Genomic DNA, 16,630 nt, shown 5'->3' on the forward strand with positions numbered 1-16,630 from the left:
TGTCAGCTCCCAGGCGCGCGCGCGTTGCGGATCAAGGTGAGGGCGGCGGCGGGATCGAGCCGGCCGTCATAGAGCGCGCGGCCGGCAATCGCGCCGGCGAGCTTTTTCGCGCGCGGTGTCAGCATGGCTTTCACATCTTCGATCGAGGCGAGGCCGCCTGAGGCGATCACGGGAATCGAGATGGCGTCGGCCAGCGCGATGGTCGCATCGAGGTTCAGGCCCTTGAGCAGGCCGTCGCGCGCGATGTCGGTGAAGATGATGGCGGCAACGCCGGCATCCTCGAAGCGCTTTGCGATCTCCAGCACCGTGACCTGCGAGGTCTCGGCCCAGCCTTCGACCGCGACCTTGCCGTCGCGGGCGTCGAGCCCGACCGCGACGCGGCCGGGGAATTTTTTCGCCGCAGCCTTCACCAGCTCCGGATCGCGCACCGCAGCGGTGCCGATGATGACGCGGGTGATGCCCTTGTCGAGCCAGGCTTCAACGGTCGCGAGATCGCGAATGCCGCCACCGAGCTGCACCGGAATCTTGACCGTCTTCAGCATCGCCTCGACGGCCTCGGCATTCACCGGCTTGCCGGCAAAGGCGCCATCGAGATCGACGACATGGAGATACTCAAAGCCCTGCTCGACGAAGCTCTGCGCCTGCGCCGCCGGATTGAGGTTGAACACCGTCGCGCGCGCCATGTCGCCTTGCTCGAGCCGCACGCATTGGCCGTTCTTGAGGTCGATCGCAGGGAAGAGGATCACGGTTTCCATCGCAAAAAGTTCGAGATCAGAGCGAGGCCAAAACGCTGGCTCTTCTCGGGGTGGAATTGGGTGCCGATCGCGGTGTCCTTGCCGACGATCGCGGTGACAGGCCCGCCGTAATCGGCGCGCGCGAGCACGTCCGCCTCGTTGGCGGCATTGAGGTGGTAGGAGTGCACGAAATAAGCGTGCTGGCCTTTCGGGCCGAGCGGCAGCCTGTTCAGCACCGGATGTTCCTGCAGTACGTCGAGCGTGTTCCAGCCCATGTGCGGGATCTTCAGGCTCTCGTCGCGCGGCGTGATCTTCTCGACGTCGCCGCCGATCCAGTTCAGGCCATCGGTCGTGACGTGCTCCTTGCCGCGGGTCGCCATCAGCTGCATGCCGACGCAGATGCCGAAGAACGGCCGCGCCTTGACCCGCACCGCTTCGGTGATCGCCTCGACCATGCCATTGACGGCATCGAGCCCGCGCCGGCAATCGGCGAAGGCGCCGACGCCCGGCAGCACCAGACGGTCAGCCTCGTAGGCCTGATCGGGATCGCTGGTGACGAAAACCTTTTGCGGATTTTCGAGGCTGCGCGCGGCGCGCTCGAACGCCTTGGCGGCGGAATGCAGATTGCCGGAACCGTAATCGATGATGGCGACGCTCATCTTGACCCACCCGGTTCTGGAAACAACCCGATGATGCCGCCGGCCGGAATCGGCGGCGGATTCGAGAATGGCTGACCCGGCACGCTGCGGGTCGGCGGCGGGCCGCCGCGATCGACGGCCCATTGATCGTTGACGATGCCGTGCTGCTTCTGGCTCCAGCGCTCGAAGAAGCGACGCTCGGCGGTGTCCTCGTCATCGCCAACCACCACGTCGAGCTGTCGCCATTTGCCGCGCGACAGCGTCCAGCGGCGCAGGCTCGAGGCCTCGAAACCCATCAGCAGCGCGACGATGAGATCGGCGAAGAAGATCGAGCCCCGTCCGACGCCGAGGCTCGACAATCCGGCGTTGAACGCTGCGACGAAAACCACCCAGCCGATCAGCGCCAGCCACAGCCGATTCCACAGCAGCCAGAACGGACCGAGGATCATCGCCCAGAAATGGAATCCGTCGCGCACGAACACGAACTTGTCGGTCGCGCGCAGATCGGCTCCGGCAGGGGAGGGAGCATGAACTGTGTAGACAGGCATGGTGATGCCCCGTTCCTAGGAATTCAGTGATGCCGCAAGCGGCGCGCAGCCGCTGGCCGAAAGACGTTAGCCGCCGAGCGAGCCCTTGGTGGACGGGATTTCTCCCGCCGCTTTCGGATCGATCGCGACCGCTGTGCGCAGCGCCCGCGCCAGGCCCTTGAAGCAGGACTCGGCGATATGGTGGCTGTTATCGCCATATAGGGTCTCGACGTGGAGAGTCACGCCGGCATTCATGGCGAAGGCCTGGAACCACTCGCGCACCAGCTCGGTGTCGAACTCGCCGATCTTGTCGCGGGGGAAGTCGGCCTTGAACACCAGGAAAGGGCGGCCCGAGATGTCGATGACCACACGCGAGAGCGTCTCGTCCATCGGCATGTGCACGCCGGCATAGCGGGTGATGCCCGCCATGTTGCCGAGCGCCTGCTTGACCGCCTGGCCGAGCGCGATGCCGGTGTCTTCGGTGGTATGGTGGTAATCAATGTGCAGATCGCCCACCGCCTTGACCGTGAGGTCGATGCGGGAATGGCGGGCGAGGAGATCGAGCATATGGTCGAAAAAGCCGATGCCGGTCGCGATATTGGCCACGCCGGTGCCATCGAGGTTCACGGAGACCTCGATGTCGGTTTCCTTGGTCTTGCGCTTGATCGTCGCGGTGCGCATTGAAACTAGCTCTCATCCTGGCTCGGGGGCCGAAAACGCCGGTCTTTTAACAGCCAAATGACGCCTTCGCTACCGCGGGATCGCCTTGGCAGGCCGGCACTTCCACCTATGGTGAGCAAATTGGGGCCGGAGCGGCCCGTTGTGCCCTGGTTGTCCCCTTGCCCCCGACCGCCTAAATCAGGCCGGACAACGAGGTACTTCATGCAGGATTCCCAGAACAGCTCGCCGGGCTGGCACGGCACCACGATTTTGACGGTGCGCAAGGGCGGCAAAGTGGTGGTCGGCGGCGATGGCCAGGTCTCGATCGGCCAGACCGTGATCAAGTCCAACGCTAAAAAGGTCCGCAAGCTCGGCAAGGGCGATGTGATCGGCGGCTTTGCCGGCGCGACCGCCGACGCCTTCACGCTGTTTGAGCGGTTGGAAGCCAAACTCGAGCAATATCCGGGGCAGCTGACCCGGGCCGCGGTCGAGCTGGCCAAGGACTGGCGCACCGACCGTTATTTGCGGCGGCTGGAGGCCATGATGATCGTGGCCGACAAGGACGTCTCCCTGGTGCTGACAGGCACCGGCGACGTGCTCGAACCCGAGGCCGGCGTGATGGCGATCGGCTCCGGCGGCAATTACGCGCTGGCGGCGGCACGGGCCCTGCTCGACACCGACAAGGACGCCGAGACCATCGTCCGCCGCTCCCTCGACATCGCCGCTGACATCTGCGTCTACACCAACCGGAATTTGACGATCGAGAGCCTGGCAGCGGGATAGGCCATGGCGCCCGCCCACACCTTCCGCCCGATGGCCGAGGCCGATCTGCCGATGATCCGGCGCTGGCTGGACGCGCCGCATGTCGCCGAATGGTGGCATGATCCGGAGACGCTCGAGTTCGTCAGCGGCGACCTCGAGCATCCTGACTTGGCGCAGTTCATCGTCAGCCTTGACGGTCGGTCTTTCGCCTATCTGCAGTGCTACCAGATCGGCGATTGGCATGTCAGCTTCGGCTCGCAGCCCGTGGGCACCCGCGGCCTCGATCAATTCATCGGCGAGGCCGACATGGTCGGATGCGGCCACGGCTCGGCTTTCATTCGCGCTTTCATCGATCAGCTCTTTGCCCGCGGCGTGCCGCGCATCGTGATCGACCCCAACCCCGCCAATCCGCGCGCAATTCGTGCCTATGAGAAAGCTGGATTCGTGCCGCAGCACGAGATCGTTACGCCCGATGGTCCCGCACTCCTGATGATCCGAGACCCATGACGCTTGCCGCGACTTCCACCGCCAAGACGGCGTTCCCGCCGCTCGCCTGGGCCGGCATCGCGCTGTTGCTGCTGGCGCTGCAGGCTGCGATCCTGTTCGGCATGGGGCGGGTGCCGATCTGCACCTGCGGCTATGTCAAGCTGTGGCACGGCGTGGTGAACAGCTCGGAGAACTCCCAGCACATCGCCGACTGGTACACCTTTTCCCATGTTCTGCACGGCTTCCTGTTCTATGGCCTGACCTGGCTGCTGTTCGCGCGATTGCCGTTGCTGTCTCTATCCTGGCCGGCTCGACTGATCATCGCCATGCTGATCGAAGGCGCCTGGGAGATCGTCGAGAACTCGCCCTTCATCATCGAGCGCTACCGCGCCGGCACGATCTCGCTGGATTATTTCGGCGACAGCATCGTCAATTCGGTCTCCGACAATCTGGCCATGATGCTCGGGTTCCTCGTCGCGCGCGTTCTGCCCGTATCAGCGACGATCCTGATCGGCCTCGCCTTCGAGATCATGCTGGCGCTGCACATTCGCGACAATCTGACGCTCAATATCCTGATGCTGATCCATCCGATCGAGGCGGTGAAGCAATGGCAATCCGGCCCGCCCATCATCTGACCTAAAAAGCGACTTGTCCTTGACCGCCTCCCGCCCTAGCTAGACAGACATGACAGACTTCTCTCCCCGTGAAATCGTTTCCGAACTCGACCGTTTCATCGTCGGCCAAGCCGACGCCAAGCGCGCCGTCTCGATCGCGCTGCGCAACCGCTGGCGCCGGCAGCAGCTCGAAGGCTCGCTGCGCGAAGAGGTGCTGCCAAAGAACATCCTGATGATCGGCCCCACCGGCGTCGGCAAGACGGAAATCGCGCGGCGGCTCGCCAAGCTCGCGAATGCGCCGTTCCTGAAGGTGGAAGCGACCAAATTCACCGAGGTCGGTTATGTCGGCCGCGACGTCGAGCAGATCGTGCGCGATCTCGTCGAGGTCGCAATCGCCCAGGTCCGCGAGAAGAAGCGCAAGGACGTGCACGCCCGCGCGCAGCTCGCCGCCGAGGAGCGCGTGCTCGATGCGCTGGTCGGCGCCAATGCCAGCGCGGCGACGCGTGAATCCTTCCGCAAGAAGCTGCGTGCCGGCGAGCTCAACGACAAGGAAATCGAGATCGAGACGCAAGGCGGCGGCAGCGGCATGCCGATGTTCGAGATCCCGGGCATGCCGGGCGCGCAGATGGGCGCGATCTCGATCGGCGACATCTTCGGCAAGTTAGGGGGCCGCAGCAAGACGCGGCGGCTGACGGTCGAAGGCTCGCACGAGATCCTCGTCAACGAGGAGTCCGACAAGCTGCTGGACACCGATCAGCTGACGCTGGAGGCGATCAACGCGGTCGAGAACAACGGCATCGTGTTTCTCGACGAGATCGACAAGATCTGCGCGCGCGAGGGCCGTGCCGCCGGCGACGTCTCGCGCGAGGGCGTGCAGCGCGATCTGTTGCCCTTGATCGAGGGCACCACGGTCTCGACCAAGCACGGCGCGGTCAAGACCGACCACATCCTGTTCATCGCCTCCGGCGCCTTCCACGTCGCAAAGCCGTCGGACCTGCTGCCGGAATTGCAGGGCCGCCTGCCGATCCGCGTCGAATTGCAGGCGCTGACCCGCGACGACATGCGCCGCATCCTGACCGAGCCCGAGGCCTCGCTGATCAAGCAATATGTCGCCTTGATGCAGACCGAGGGCGTGACGCTCGACATCACCGACGGCGCCATCGACGCGCTCGCCGACGTCGCGGTCGCCGTCAATTCCACCGTCGAGAACATCGGCGCGCGGCGGCTGCAGACCGTGATGGAGCGGGTGCTGGACGAGATCTCCTTCACCGCCCCCGACCGCAGCGGCGAGACCGTCAAGGTGGATGCGGATTTCGTGCAGAAGCACGTGGGTGATCTCGCCAAGAACGCCGATCTGAGCCGGTTCATTTTGTAATTTTGGCCTGGCACGCTATCAATCGGTTGTCGTCCCTGCGAAAGCAGGGACCCATAACCACCAGCGGACCTTGTTGAAACAGATAGTAGCTCCAGCCCTGCCTCAAATAACCTCCTGTGGTTATGGGTCCCGGGTCGCGCTTCGCTTGCCCGGGACGACGGCGGAGGTCGATCGCGCCAGCCCGGGTGCTGCGTGATCGCTCCGATCCAGAACAATCCCTGGCGACTCCTGCTCGCGATCAACGCGGCGGTCATCGTCGGCGTGTTCATTCACAAGATCCAGCTGCCGCCTTACGTCCCTTACATCCATCTCGTGGTCGACTACCATTTCGGCTTCATCAAGCGCGCGCTGATCGGTGCCACCGTCGCGCTGTTCACGGACAAGGTGCCGGTCTGGTCGGTGTTCGCGATCGGCGGGGTGACGTGGCTGGTGACGCTGGCCCTGTACGCAAGGCTGTTTCAGAAGAGCTTTGGCTTCACCGCGAAAACGCTGCCGCTGTTCGTCTTCATTGCGGGCTCGCCGTTCTTCCTCAAGAACTTCATGCACACGCTCGGCCATTTCGACATCTATGGCTGTGCGCTGGCGCTCGTTCTGCTGCTGATGCCGGCGGGGTCGCTGCTGTTCGTGGCTTTGGCTGCGCTGTTCTCGATCGTTCTCGTGCTGATCCACCACATTCATCTGCTGATGTATGTGCCGACGATCGTCACCATCGTCGTGATCAGGCACTATCTCGCCTGCGGGCTCAATCGCGGCAATATCGCCTTCGGCATCGTCGCCCTGATCATTGTCGCGGCGCTGTTCTTTGCGGCACAATTTTTGGGAACGATGCCGATCCCCGAAGCGGATTTCGTCGCCTATCTGAAGAGCCGGATGGCCGATCCCTCGCGAGCCGATCTGCTGCAATTCGCCTACATCTGGTACCAGCCGCTGCCCAAGGAGGTCTCGGACACCTGGGGGCGCCTGCCGCACAACGTCCTCGGCGTACCCGTGTTCGCGCTGCTGATCTGGCTGCACACGCCGCTGTGGCGTTTCTTTTCGAAGCTCATCGGCGCGCTCGCAAGCGAGACGCACCGCCGCCTCGTGCTCGCGGCACTGATCGGAATCAGCCTCGCCTATCTCGTGATGTTTGCGATGGTGTTCGACTATTCGCGCTGGATCTCGAACTGGGCGGTCTGCATGTTCCTGCTCCTGCATGCCGTGAAGATGCTGCCGGCCGCGCAGGAGACAGCGCTGATCCCGACGGAGGATCAGAAAACGAATATCTTCGGCCTGATCCTCACGCTGATCCCGCGCGTTGGAATCATCCGGCCGTTTTAGAGCACTGGTTGAAGTCTAATCGAGTATGGCCAACAGCGATGCTCTCTCCGTTCCCTCCCCCCTTGTGGGGGAGGGAACGCACTTTCGCCGGAGCGCGTGTCGAGTCTCATCGTTTCAGGTCTTAAAACCTCGCCCGCCTGATCCGCACATACAGCGCGCCCTCGCCGCCATGGCCGATATGCGCCGTCTCGAAGCCGACGACGAAGGCGCGGAATTCCGGCAGGCTCAGCCATTCCGGCACCAGGCGGCGCAGCACGCCGCTTTCGCCGCCGCTGCGGCCCTTGCCGGTGATGACGAGGACGAAGGTCAGGCCGTCGTGATGGGCGCGGTGCAGGAAGCCGGTCAGGGCGCGATGCGCGCGCGTCTGGGTCATGCCGTGCAGATCGAGCCGCGCCTCGATCTCGCTGCGGCCGCGCGACAGCTTTGTGCGCTCGCGCTTGCCGAGCGGCGCCAAGGGCGGGACGGCCGGTTTTGCGGCGCGCGGCGCCGGTGCAGCGGCGACCGGCCGTGGCGATGACGCAGGCCGCGTGACGGGTGCTGCGGGCAAAGGCTCGGTGCGCGGAGCGGCATGCGCCTTCGCCGCGCGGTGCTTCCTCAGCGGCTTGACCTGTTTGGCAACGACTTCCCACAGCTCGCGCTCCTCCTCGCTCAGCGCGCGGCGGCGCGGCGAGGGGCGAGGCTCCAGCACGGGCGGACGGGACGATCGCTTCATTGCTGCCGATGGGGCCGTTTCTTCACTGGCCGCTGGGGTTCGGAAGCGGGCTCGATCACGGGACGCGGCGCCGGCAGCGGGACTGGACCCGCGATGGCGACGGTGTCGCTCTTGGTTTCCGCGGGGCCGGCGGCAGCGGCCGGCTTCGCCGTCCCCTTCCCGGGGTCGGTTTGCGGAAACAGCTTGGCGATCTTCTCCGAGGGGCGCGGATCAGGCAGCGGCAGCCGGGCGCCGCGTGCCGAGGGATCGAGGCCCTTCGGCACCAGCATCACGAAATGCATGGGATGGCGCAGTCGCCCCGAGATGCGGCCGGCCTCCTGGCCTGCGCCGAAAAACAGATCGGCGCGCGCAGGGCCAATGATGGCCGAGCCGGTATCCTGCGCGATCATCAGCCGATGGAACGGTGTCTTCGAGCGTTCGGACTCGATCGGCAGCTCGCCCTCAATGAAGAACGGCGTGCCGTAGACATGCAGCGCCTTGTCCACCGCGATCGAGCGTCCCGCCGTCAGCGGGATACCCTGCGCGCCCACCGCCTCATCCTTGTCGGAGAGGTTGACCTCTCGGAAGAAAATATAGGCGCGGTTCTGGCGGCGCAGATCCTTGGCACCGTCAGGATTTTGCGCCATCCACTCCCTGATCTTCTGCATCGACATCTCTTCCTTCGGAATGATGCCGCGCTCGATCAGGACGCGCCCGACGGCAGTGTAGGGATAGCCGTTATAGGCGTCGTAATTCAGCCGGACCGTGCCGCCGTCGTCGAACTTGATCCGCGCCGAGCCCTGGATCTGCGCGAACAGCAGATCGGTCGGATCCTTCAGCCAGGCGATCTCCAGCCCGCGGCCGGCGATCTTGCCGTCCTCGATCTCGCCGCGGTCGTAATAGGGCACCAGCTTGCGGCGGCCGATCTTGCGATAGACCGGGCCCTTGTTGGGCAGGCTGACCGAATCCTGCTTGTAGCCGCGCACGAACAGATTCGAGGGACGCCGGTAGACCGGAACGTTGTAGACGTCGGTCTGCGTGCGCGATCCCTCCAGCACCGGCTCGTAATAGCCGGTGACGAAACCGTCGGGCTCGCCGAGGCGGGAGATCCGCAGCGGCGCGAAATTCTCCTCGAAGAAGGTCTTTGCTTTGGCGTCGTCGATGAGATCGAGCGATTTCGCCGCCCGGCAAGGTTCGCTCAGCGAACCTCCCAAGGCTTTCGGCTCGGCCGCGCCGGTTTGTGCATTGATCGGCTTGCAGCTGGCGCGGAACGTCTTGTACGCCGCGAGATGATTGTCATCGCTCCAGCCCTTCACGTCCGCCCAGGCCAGCGGCAGATATTGCGCGCCCGGAATTTCGAACGGCAGCGGGAGCTGCGGATAGGGCAAGGCCCGCGGCGGAGCCGCAGGCAATTGCGGGGGATGATGGTGATGGCTGCGATAGTGGCGCCGCGCGGCCTCGGCGCCGAGCGAAAACGACGACAGCACGACGACACCTGCGCAAAGCGCCGTCGCGCCGGTCTTCAGATAGACCTTAATTCGCGCTTCCGGTGCCAACCAGCTTCCAGTTCGGATCGCGAGAGGTGACGTCGCGGGCGAAAGTCCAGATGTCGGTGATGTCGGCGACCGTGTCGGCGCTGCCGTCGACGATATTGCCGGCCTTGTCTCGGGTGGCCGAGATCATCTGCGAGACGAAGCGAATCGTGAGCTGGGCGGTACGGTCGCGCAGCTCGGCGCCGACGAGTTCGGCCTTGTCGATCGAGACGAAGCGGGTCTCGGTCTTCTGCTCGTTCTTCTCGCGTTCCTTGATCGCGGCCTCGAAGCTGTCATAGACGTCCGAGGACAACAGGTCGCGCAGCGCGCGGCGGTCGCCATTGGCAAAGGCCAGCACGATCATCTCGTAGGCACCGCGGGCGCCCGAGATGAAATGGCGCGGGTCGAACGTGGCATCCTTGTTGACGATGGCATCCAGGCCCTGCGCAAGCGCGGTGCCCGGCTCGGTCAGGCCCTTCCAGCGATCGGAGGGCGGGGTCGGCTCGGCCGTCGGCGCCAGCGGGGCCTGGTCGATCACCTTGCCCGGCATGGTCACGACGTTGTTGTCCTGGGCACCCCCGAGCGCATTGCGAGCGGCGGTCCGATCGAACGGCGGCCGCTCGTTGCCGGTACGCTGCCCGAGCACGCTGCGCAGCCGCAGAAAGATGAAGACCGCCAGCGCCAGGAAGATGATGGTGTAGATGTCCACGTCGGATTCGCTTTCTGGTCTTTGCTCTGGGTCTTCGCTTTGGGGTCGTCGCCGGGAAAATCAATCCGGCCAGTAGACCGTTCCATACGGGAACGGCAAGTCTACATCACCATTTTAGGTCCACGTCAGGTCCGTGGGATGTAGGCACGAAATCTTGCCCGGCCAATGGCGCCTTTTGGCACAGCACCGAGTGTAGCGCGTTTTATGCTTAAGGGGAAACCCGATCCTGCCCGGAAATCGCGCATCTTCAATCATTTAAGGCGCAGTTTTGCGGAAAAGGCGGGATGAACGCGGCGGTTGCGACGCGGCCGGAATCCGCCTCCGGGACCGTTCGTCCTTGTGGAATGAGGCGGCCCTATGTTAGCCAACCGCCGCGAAATTCAGCCCAAATCGGGTAAGGAGAGACTCTCATGACCAATGGTAACGGCACCCCTCCCGAGGCGGCCCAGGCTCCCCAGCTCAACGTGCTGGCGCAATATACCAAGGACCTTTCGTTCGAAAATCCGAACGCGCCCAGCTCGCTCCAGCAGCAGAGCCAGCCTCCCCAGATCAACATCCAGATCAATGTCAGCGCCAACAATCTCAGCGAACAGGAGTTCGAGGTGACGTTGTCGGTCGAAGGCAAGGCCGAGACCGCGGGCAAGATCATGTTCTCGTTCGAGCTCGCCTATGCCGGCGTGTTCCGCATCGCCAACGTGCCGAAGGAGAATCTGCATCCGCTGGTCATGATCGAGTGCCCGCGCCTGCTGTTCCCGTTCGCCCGCGAGATCATCGCGACCGCGGTGCGCGACGGCGGGTTCCCGCCCCTGATGCTGGATCCGGTCGACTTCGTCGGTCTCTACCGCCAGAACATGGAGCGGCAAATGGCCGCTCAGCCGAGCGGCCAGGCCTAACCAGCCGGAGGAGCTGGAGCGGGCAAAAACTCGTTCCAGATCGCCTTGTCGCCGAGCGTTGCGATGAAGGCCTTGTGGGCCTCACGCTCGGCATCGGAAACCCGCGGCGCGAGCGGCACCAGCCGCTGCCGCCGCGGCGCATCGCCAGCCGCATTGACCCGAATCTCCTGAGCGTCCGACGCCAGAAGCAGCTGCGACTGCCGCGCCCCGACCAGATCGACATAGACCTCGGCCAGCAGCTCGGCATCCAGCAGCGCGCCGTGCTTGGTGCGGTGTGAATTGTCGATCGCATAGCGCGAGCAGAGGTCATCGAGCCGGTTGGACACGCCGGGATGCTTGCGCCGCGCCAGCAGCAGCGTATCGACCAGCCGTTCGCGCGGGATCGCCGCGCGCTTGATCTTGTCGAGCTCGGCATTGATGAAGCCGATGTCGAACGAGGCGTTGTGGATCACCAGCGGCGCATCGCCGATGAACTCCAGAAACGCATCGACGACCTCGTGGAACAGCGGCTTGGTCGACAGAAATTCGGCCGACAAACCATGCACCGCAAAAGCTTCCGCCGGCATGTCCCGTTCGGGATTGATATAGACGTGATACGTCTGCCCCGTCGGCATGCGGTTGAGCATCTCGACGCAGCCGATTTCGACCAGACGATCGCCGCGCAGCGGATCAAGGCCGGTGGTTTCGGTGTCGAGAACGATTTCGCGCATGTCTTGAGATCAGTAGCTTGAGAGCAGCGTCTTGAGAACCGTGTGAGGAGACGGCGAATCAGGCTCGCCGCTGCGGCATCTTAACGACCTCGGCCAGGATGTGGGCGATTTGCGCGCGCACCGGGTCAAGTCCGTGTGACGTATCCACCACGAAATCGGCCCGCTTGCGCTTCTCGGCGTCCGGCGTCTGCTTGGCAATGATCGCGTCGAGCTTGGCTTCGTCCATGGTACCGCGCGCCAGCACCCGCTCGCGCTGGAGTTCCGGCGAGGTCGAAACCACGACCACGGCATCGACCCGCTTCTCGCCACCGGTCTCGAACAGCAGCGGGATGTCCAGCACCACGACCGGCGCCTTGGCGGCTTCCGCCTCGGCAAAAAACTTTTGCCGGGAGGCGCCGAGCATCGGATGGACGATTTGCTCGAGCTGCTTGATGGCCGCGGGGTCGTGCACGACGCGCGCCGACAGTTTTGGCCGGTCCACCTTGCCGTTCACAGTGGTGCCGGGAAAGGCGGCCTCGATGGCGGGCGCCGCTTCGCCTTCATAAAGCTGATGCACGGCGGCATCGGCGTCGTAGACGGGCACGCCGGCCTCCGCGAACAGTTTCGCAGTGGTGGATTTCCCCATCCCGATCGAGCCGGTCAGTCCCAGGATCCGCATCGGCGCTCAGCCCTGTCTGTCATTCACACCGCAACTAGCCGTTCGCGTCGCAGGAACGCAAGCAGCGGCAGCAGCGGCAGGCCGAGAATGGTGAAATGATCGCCCTCGATCCGCTCGAACAGATGGATGCCCAGGCTTTCAAGCTGATAGGCCCCGACGCTGGTGGTGACGGCGTCGCCGGCAGCGTCCAGATAGGCTGAAAGCTCGTCCTCGGTCATTTCGCGCATGGTCATATGTGCGACCGCGACGTCTTCGAAAACAATCTTGCTGTCATGCGCCACGGCCACGGCGGAATTCAGCTCATGGCTGTTGCCGGCGAGATCGCGCAATTGCGCCAATGCCTGCGGACGGCCTGCGGGCTTGTTGAAAAGACGGTTGCCAAGAGCCAGTGTCTGATCGGCCCCGATCACGTAGCTTCCGGGATGATTGGCCGAGATCGCCTTGGCCTTTTCGCGCGCCAGCAGCAGTGCGATCTCGCGCGGATTTGAAAGCGCCGAAGCTAATTGAATACCGCGCTCGTCGATATCGGCGGTAATAGCCTTGAACTCCAGCCCGGCATTGGCCAGCAGCATTTTTCGGGCACTGCTCTGCGAGGCCAGAATCAACGGATGTTTGCCGAGCCACAGACCCATCGCGAAAGCTATCCGGAAGGCCGGTTGCGCTGGCGATCGCTGTAGAGCTTCATGATCGCCGCCGCGGTTTCCTCGATCGAGCGTCGCGTGACATCCAGCAGCGGCCAATCATGCTTGGCACTGAGCTTGCGCGCAAACGCAACTTCCTCGGTGACCGACTGCCTGTCGGTATAGGTGTCGTTGCCGGAGTCGGTCCCCATCGAAAGCAGGCGATTCTGACGGATCTGGATCAGGCGTTCCGGCGTCGCGTGCAGGCTGACGACCAGCGGCCGCGTCAGCGTCTCCAGTTGCGAAGGCACCGGAATGCCGGGAACCAGCGGCACGTTGGCGGTGCGGATGCCGCGATTGGCCAGATAAATCGACGTCGGCGTCTTGGAAGTGCGGGACACACCAACCAGCACCACGTCGGCATCGTCGAGACCTTCGACATGCTGACCATCGTCATGGATCATGGTGTAGTTCAGCGCATCGATGCGCTTGAAATATTCCGCGTTGAGGACGTGCTGGGCGCCGACGCGGCCGGTGGTCGCAGCCCCGAGATAGGCTTCGAACAGCTGCATCACCGGGCCGATAATCGACAGGCTCGGAACATTGATCTCCTTGCACTTGTCCTCGAGCCTGGAGACCAGATCCTTCTCCAGCAGCGTGAACAGCACGATCCCCGGCGCTTCCTCGATCTCGTCGAGCACGCGGTCGAGCTGCTTCTGGCTGCGCACCAGCGGATAGACATGCTCGACCGGGGTGACGTTGGCGTATTGGGCCGCAACCGCGCGTGCCACGGTGATCAGCGTCTCGCCGGTGGAGTCGGACACGAGGTGCAGATGGAAATAATTGTTCGAGGTTGGCACAAAATCTCTTTGTATGGAGTCGGTGTGGATTGTGGATTTCTGTGGAGCTTAACCCCTCGGAAAGGGTTGCGCGACACCAGGGGCGGGACAAGTGCCAATTTTCTTCACACCGCTGCCCGTCAGGACAAGTCCGGCGCCCTCGCTGCGGGGAAACGGGATTGCGCGGACAACCCCCTTGATAAGCTGCCGACAGAAAGGCGCAAGCCTTTGAAGCTGGCCGACTTATCGTAAATCGCCGCAGCGATCAGGGATATGTTGATGGATGTGAACAAGCGCGCGTGAACGTGCGGACGGAATTGTGTGAGTCCAATCCACGGTCACATAGACTCAAACCTTAAGAATCTAAGATTCTAGATTTGAGGAAGGCGCTACGGACGGATATGTGTGCAGGCAAGACCTTAACGAGTTCTTACTATCCCCAGCGTTCCCTCGGCTGGCTCAGAAATCCGGACGCAGAAAATGTTTGAAGACGTCTATCTCTGGATCAAGGCGCTGCACGTGATCGCCGTCATCTCCTGGATGGCGGGCATGCTCTATCTGCCGCGGCTGTTCGTTTATCACAGCGAGGCCGAAATCGGCTCGAAGCAGTCGGAAACGTTCAAGGTGATGGAACGTCGGCTGCTCAAGGCCATCATCAACCCGGCCATGATCGTCACCTGGCTCGCCGGGCTCTATCTCGCCTGGTCCGGCCACTGGTTCTCGTTTGGCTGGCTGCACGTAAAACTGGCATTGGTCCTGGCGATGTCCGCGGTCCACGGCTTTTTTTCTCGCTGGCTGAAGGATTTCGCCGCGGACCGACGCCCCCGGACCCAGAAATTCTATAGAATTATCAACGAGGTGCCGACCGTCCTGATGATTCTCATCGTCATCATGGTGATCGTGAAGCCGTTCTAGGCAAGGCGCGCGACGATTAGCTCAGCGCTTCGGCTTGCGGAGAAGGGAGCGATTTTCTATATTATCGATATCCCACCCAACGCAGGCGGATGTGGTTGTGTCTGAGCTTTCCAGAGGCCGGACACCGCATCAGGTTTGAAGCCTCATCGGCACTTAACCTTGCCAGACCTGCGGACCTTATCTTCTCACGTCCGCATTTCAGAGCCTCCTCGCACCCCTCCCAAGGTTACCCCACAGGACCACCCCAATGCGGGAAATTAAACTCGAAGACCTCAAGTCCAAAACGCCGGCCGAGCTCGTCTCGTTCGCGGAGGAGAACGGGGTCGAGAATGCCAGCACCATGCGCAAGCAGGAGCTGCTGTTCGCCATCCTCAAGCAGCTCGCGCTCGCCGAGACCGATATTGTCGGCCAGGGCGTCGTCGAGGTTCTCTCCGACGGCTTCGGCTTCCTCCGCTCGCCCGATGCGAATTATCTGCCGGGCCCGGACGACATCTACGTTTCGCCGTCGCAGATCCGCCGTTTCGGCCTGCGCACCGGCGACACCATCGAAGGCCACATCCGCAGCCCGAAAGAGGGCGAACGCTATTTCGCGCTGCTGAAGGTCAACACGCTCAATTTCGAGGATCCGGAAAAGGCCAAGCACAAGGTCAATTTCGACAACCTCACGCCGCTGTTTCCGAATCAGCGTTTCCGCATGGAGATCGACGATCCGACGCGGAAAGACCTTTCTGCACGCGTGATCGACATCGTCGCGCCGATCGGCAAGGGCCAGCGTGCATTGATCGTCGCGCCGCCGCGCACGGGTAAAACCGTGCTGATGCAGAACATCGCGCACTCGATCACGCACAATCACCCCGAATGCTATCTGATCGTGCTGTTGATCGACGAGCGTCCGGAAGAAGTCACGGACATGCAGCGCTCGGTGAAGGGCGAGGTCGTGTCGTCGACCTTCGACGAACCCGCGGTGCGTCACGTCCAGGTCGCCGAGATGGTGATCGAAAAAGCCAAGCGTCTGGTCGAGCACGGCCGCGACGTCGTGATCCTGCTCGATTCGATCACGCGTTTGGGCCGCGCCTACAACACCGTGGTGCCGTCATCCGGCAAGGTGCTGACCGGCGGTGTCGACGCCAATGCGCTGCAGCGCCCGAAGCGCTTCTTTGGTGCCGCCCGCAACATCGAGGAGGGCGGCTCGCTGACCATCATTGCGACCGCGCTGGTCGATACCGGCAGCCGAATGGACGAAGTCATTTTCGAAGAGTTCAAGGGCACCGGTAACTCGGAACTGATCCTGGATCGCAAGGTCTCGGACAAGCGCACCTTCCCGGCGATCGACATCTCGCGCTCCGGCACCCGCAAGGAGGAGCTCATCACCGATCCGCAGGTGCTCAAGAAGATGTACGTGCTTCGCCGCATCCTCAACCCGATGGGCACGATGGACGCGATCGACTTCCTGCTCGACAAGCTGCGCTCGACCAAGAGCAATTCGGAGTTCTTCGACTCCATGAACACCTGAGCATGGTGCAGCAAGAAATTAGAGGGCGCCTTCGGGCGCCCTTTTTCGTTGTGCGGCTCTGCTGCGGCGTAGATGCAGCATGGAGCTGTGTCGACGCGCAGATCCAGATTTCTCAGAAGATGTTGATATACCTACAGAATGCTTGACATCGGCTGGCGGACCTTTGCCAAACGGCGAGGTTTTTGCAGCGAATTTCCGGGTCTCTATTGCGATGCAACATGATCTTTGCTGCGGCAAAGGCGCAGCAAAACGGACCCGCCGCGGTCCTGGGAGCGGCCCATTTGCCTTTTCGTCGCGAGCCGGACAAATAGGCCATGCATCCGCGAGACCAGACCATCTTTGCGCTCTCGTCCGGCCGGGCGCCGAGTGCGATCGCCGTGGTGCGCGTCTCGGGTCCGCAAGCCGGTCTGGCGCTGACGACCTTGGCGGGGGAGCTG

Annotated in this window: 19 protein-coding genes; 8 read left to right on the plus strand and 11 right to left on the minus strand. The window is 63.2% G+C overall.

Going from position 1 to position 16,630, the window contains the following annotated elements; translation table 11 throughout:
• Window positions 1–2: 2 nt before the first annotated feature.
• From hisA to hisB, 4 genes are all read right to left on the minus strand, one after another.
• On the minus strand, window positions 3–746 hold the full coding sequence (hisA, locus tag IC66_RS0118900; RefSeq protein WP_028139388.1) for a 1-(5-phosphoribosyl)-5-[(5-phosphoribosylamino)methylideneamino]imidazole-4-carboxamide isomerase: 744 nt from the start codon (window positions 744–746) through the stop codon (window positions 3–5).
• On the minus strand, window positions 743–1,393 hold the full coding sequence (gene hisH / locus IC66_RS0118905; protein WP_028139387.1) for an imidazole glycerol phosphate synthase subunit HisH: 651 nt from the start codon (window positions 1,391–1,393) through the stop codon (window positions 743–745). The genes hisA and hisH overlap by 4 nt, the downstream gene beginning before the upstream one ends.
• Window positions 1,390–1,920, minus strand: coding sequence for a DUF2628 domain-containing protein (locus IC66_RS0118910; protein WP_028139386.1), 531 nt, complete (start codon window positions 1,918–1,920; stop codon window positions 1,390–1,392). Before IC66_RS0118910 ends, hisH begins: the two co-directional genes overlap by 4 nt.
• A gap of 66 nt (window positions 1,921–1,986) precedes the next feature.
• Entirely contained in the window at window positions 1,987–2,580 is a 594-nt protein-coding gene (hisB, locus tag IC66_RS0118915; protein WP_018323527.1) for an imidazoleglycerol-phosphate dehydratase HisB, read from the minus strand.
• Window positions 2,581–2,781: 201 nt separating this feature from the next.
• Between hisB and hslV the strand changes: the two genes are divergently transcribed.
• The 5 genes from hslV (at window position 2,782) to IC66_RS0118940 (ending at window position 7,113) form a co-directional block, all read left to right on the plus strand.
• Window positions 2,782–3,342 (plus strand): ATP-dependent protease subunit HslV, encoded by a 561-nt coding sequence (gene hslV, locus IC66_RS0118920; protein ID WP_018323528.1) that lies wholly within the window; start codon window positions 2,782–2,784, stop codon window positions 3,340–3,342.
• A 3-nt stretch (window positions 3,343–3,345) separates the two neighbouring features.
• Window positions 3,346–3,828 carry a GNAT family N-acetyltransferase gene (locus tag IC66_RS0118925; protein ID WP_028139385.1) on the plus strand — a complete coding sequence of 161 codons (483 nt, stop codon included), beginning with the start codon at window positions 3,346–3,348 and terminating at the stop codon, window positions 3,826–3,828.
• Entirely contained in the window at window positions 3,825–4,442 is a 618-nt protein-coding gene (locus IC66_RS0118930; protein WP_028139384.1) for a DUF2585 domain-containing protein, read from the plus strand. The genes IC66_RS0118925 and IC66_RS0118930 overlap by 4 nt, the downstream gene beginning before the upstream one ends.
• Before the next feature lie 49 nt (window positions 4,443–4,491).
• Window positions 4,492–5,796, plus strand: a complete 1,305-nt coding sequence (gene hslU / locus IC66_RS0118935) for an ATP-dependent protease ATPase subunit HslU (protein ID WP_028139383.1) — start codon at window positions 4,492–4,494, stop codon at window positions 5,794–5,796.
• Between the two features lie 192 nt (window positions 5,797–5,988).
• Window positions 5,989–7,113 (plus strand): hypothetical protein, encoded by a 1,125-nt coding sequence (locus tag IC66_RS0118940; protein WP_038948659.1) that lies wholly within the window; start codon window positions 5,989–5,991, stop codon window positions 7,111–7,113.
• Window positions 7,114–7,234: 121 nt separating this feature from the next.
• Here the strand turns inward: IC66_RS0118940 and IC66_RS0118945 are convergent, their stop codons facing one another.
• From IC66_RS0118945 to IC66_RS0118955, 3 genes are read right to left on the minus strand one after another with little or no spacing between them, the layout of a single operon-like run.
• Window positions 7,235–7,825, minus strand: a complete 591-nt coding sequence (locus tag IC66_RS0118945; RefSeq protein ID WP_038948660.1) for a Smr/MutS family protein — start codon at window positions 7,823–7,825, stop codon at window positions 7,235–7,237.
• Window positions 7,822–9,360, minus strand: a complete 1,539-nt coding sequence (gene mltA / locus IC66_RS0118950) for a murein transglycosylase A (RefSeq protein ID WP_028139380.1) — start codon at window positions 9,358–9,360, stop codon at window positions 7,822–7,824. The genes IC66_RS0118945 and mltA overlap by 4 nt, the downstream gene beginning before the upstream one ends.
• Complete coding sequence (locus IC66_RS0118955) at window positions 9,338–10,045, minus strand: Tim44/TimA family putative adaptor protein (protein ID WP_038948661.1); 708 nt, start codon at window positions 10,043–10,045, stop codon at window positions 9,338–9,340. Before IC66_RS0118955 ends, mltA begins: the two co-directional genes overlap by 23 nt.
• Window positions 10,046–10,455: 410 nt before the next feature.
• Between IC66_RS0118955 and secB the strand changes: the two genes are divergently transcribed.
• Window positions 10,456–10,938, plus strand: coding sequence for a protein-export chaperone SecB (gene secB, locus IC66_RS0118960; RefSeq protein WP_018323536.1), 483 nt, complete (start codon window positions 10,456–10,458; stop codon window positions 10,936–10,938).
• Here secB and dnaQ read toward each other — a convergent pair.
• The 4 genes from dnaQ to IC66_RS0118980 are packed head-to-tail and all read right to left on the minus strand — an operon-like array spanning window position 10,935 to window position 13,786.
• The gene (dnaQ, locus tag IC66_RS0118965) at window positions 10,935–11,648 is read right to left on the minus strand and encodes a DNA polymerase III subunit epsilon (protein ID WP_028139378.1); all 714 of its coding nucleotides are present in this window, start codon (window positions 11,646–11,648) and stop codon (window positions 10,935–10,937) included. The two genes, secB and dnaQ, sit on opposite strands and share 4 nt — an antisense overlap.
• A 58-nt stretch (window positions 11,649–11,706) precedes the next feature.
• Window positions 11,707–12,306: a dephospho-CoA kinase gene (gene coaE / locus IC66_RS0118970; protein ID WP_028139377.1), complete on the minus strand. Its 600-nt coding sequence runs from the start codon at window positions 12,304–12,306 to the stop codon at window positions 11,707–11,709.
• A gap of 23 nt (window positions 12,307–12,329) precedes the next feature.
• Window positions 12,330–12,938: a Maf family nucleotide pyrophosphatase gene (locus tag IC66_RS0118975; RefSeq protein WP_028139376.1), complete on the minus strand. Its 609-nt coding sequence runs from the start codon at window positions 12,936–12,938 to the stop codon at window positions 12,330–12,332.
• A gap of 8 nt (window positions 12,939–12,946) precedes the next feature.
• Window positions 12,947–13,786, minus strand: coding sequence for a pyruvate, water dikinase regulatory protein (locus IC66_RS0118980; RefSeq protein ID WP_018323540.1), 840 nt, complete (start codon window positions 13,784–13,786; stop codon window positions 12,947–12,949).
• Window positions 13,787–14,245: 459 nt separating this feature from the next.
• On the opposite strand from IC66_RS0118980, the gene hemJ reads away from it, so the two are divergent.
• Both hemJ and rho read left to right on the plus strand, forming a co-directional pair.
• Window positions 14,246–14,680 (plus strand): protoporphyrinogen oxidase HemJ, encoded by a 435-nt coding sequence (hemJ, locus tag IC66_RS0118985; RefSeq protein ID WP_028139375.1) that lies wholly within the window; start codon window positions 14,246–14,248, stop codon window positions 14,678–14,680.
• A gap of 247 nt (window positions 14,681–14,927) precedes the next feature.
• Window positions 14,928–16,193: a transcription termination factor Rho gene (gene rho / locus IC66_RS0118990; protein ID WP_008133567.1), complete on the plus strand. Its 1,266-nt coding sequence runs from the start codon at window positions 14,928–14,930 to the stop codon at window positions 16,191–16,193.
• The last annotated feature ends 437 nt before the right edge of the window (window positions 16,194–16,630 follow it).

Source organism: Bradyrhizobium genomosp. III, from assembly GCF_000261705.1.
In the GTDB taxonomy this organism is placed as follows: domain Bacteria; phylum Pseudomonadota; class Alphaproteobacteria; order Rhizobiales; family Xanthobacteraceae; genus Bradyrhizobium; species Bradyrhizobium ottawaense.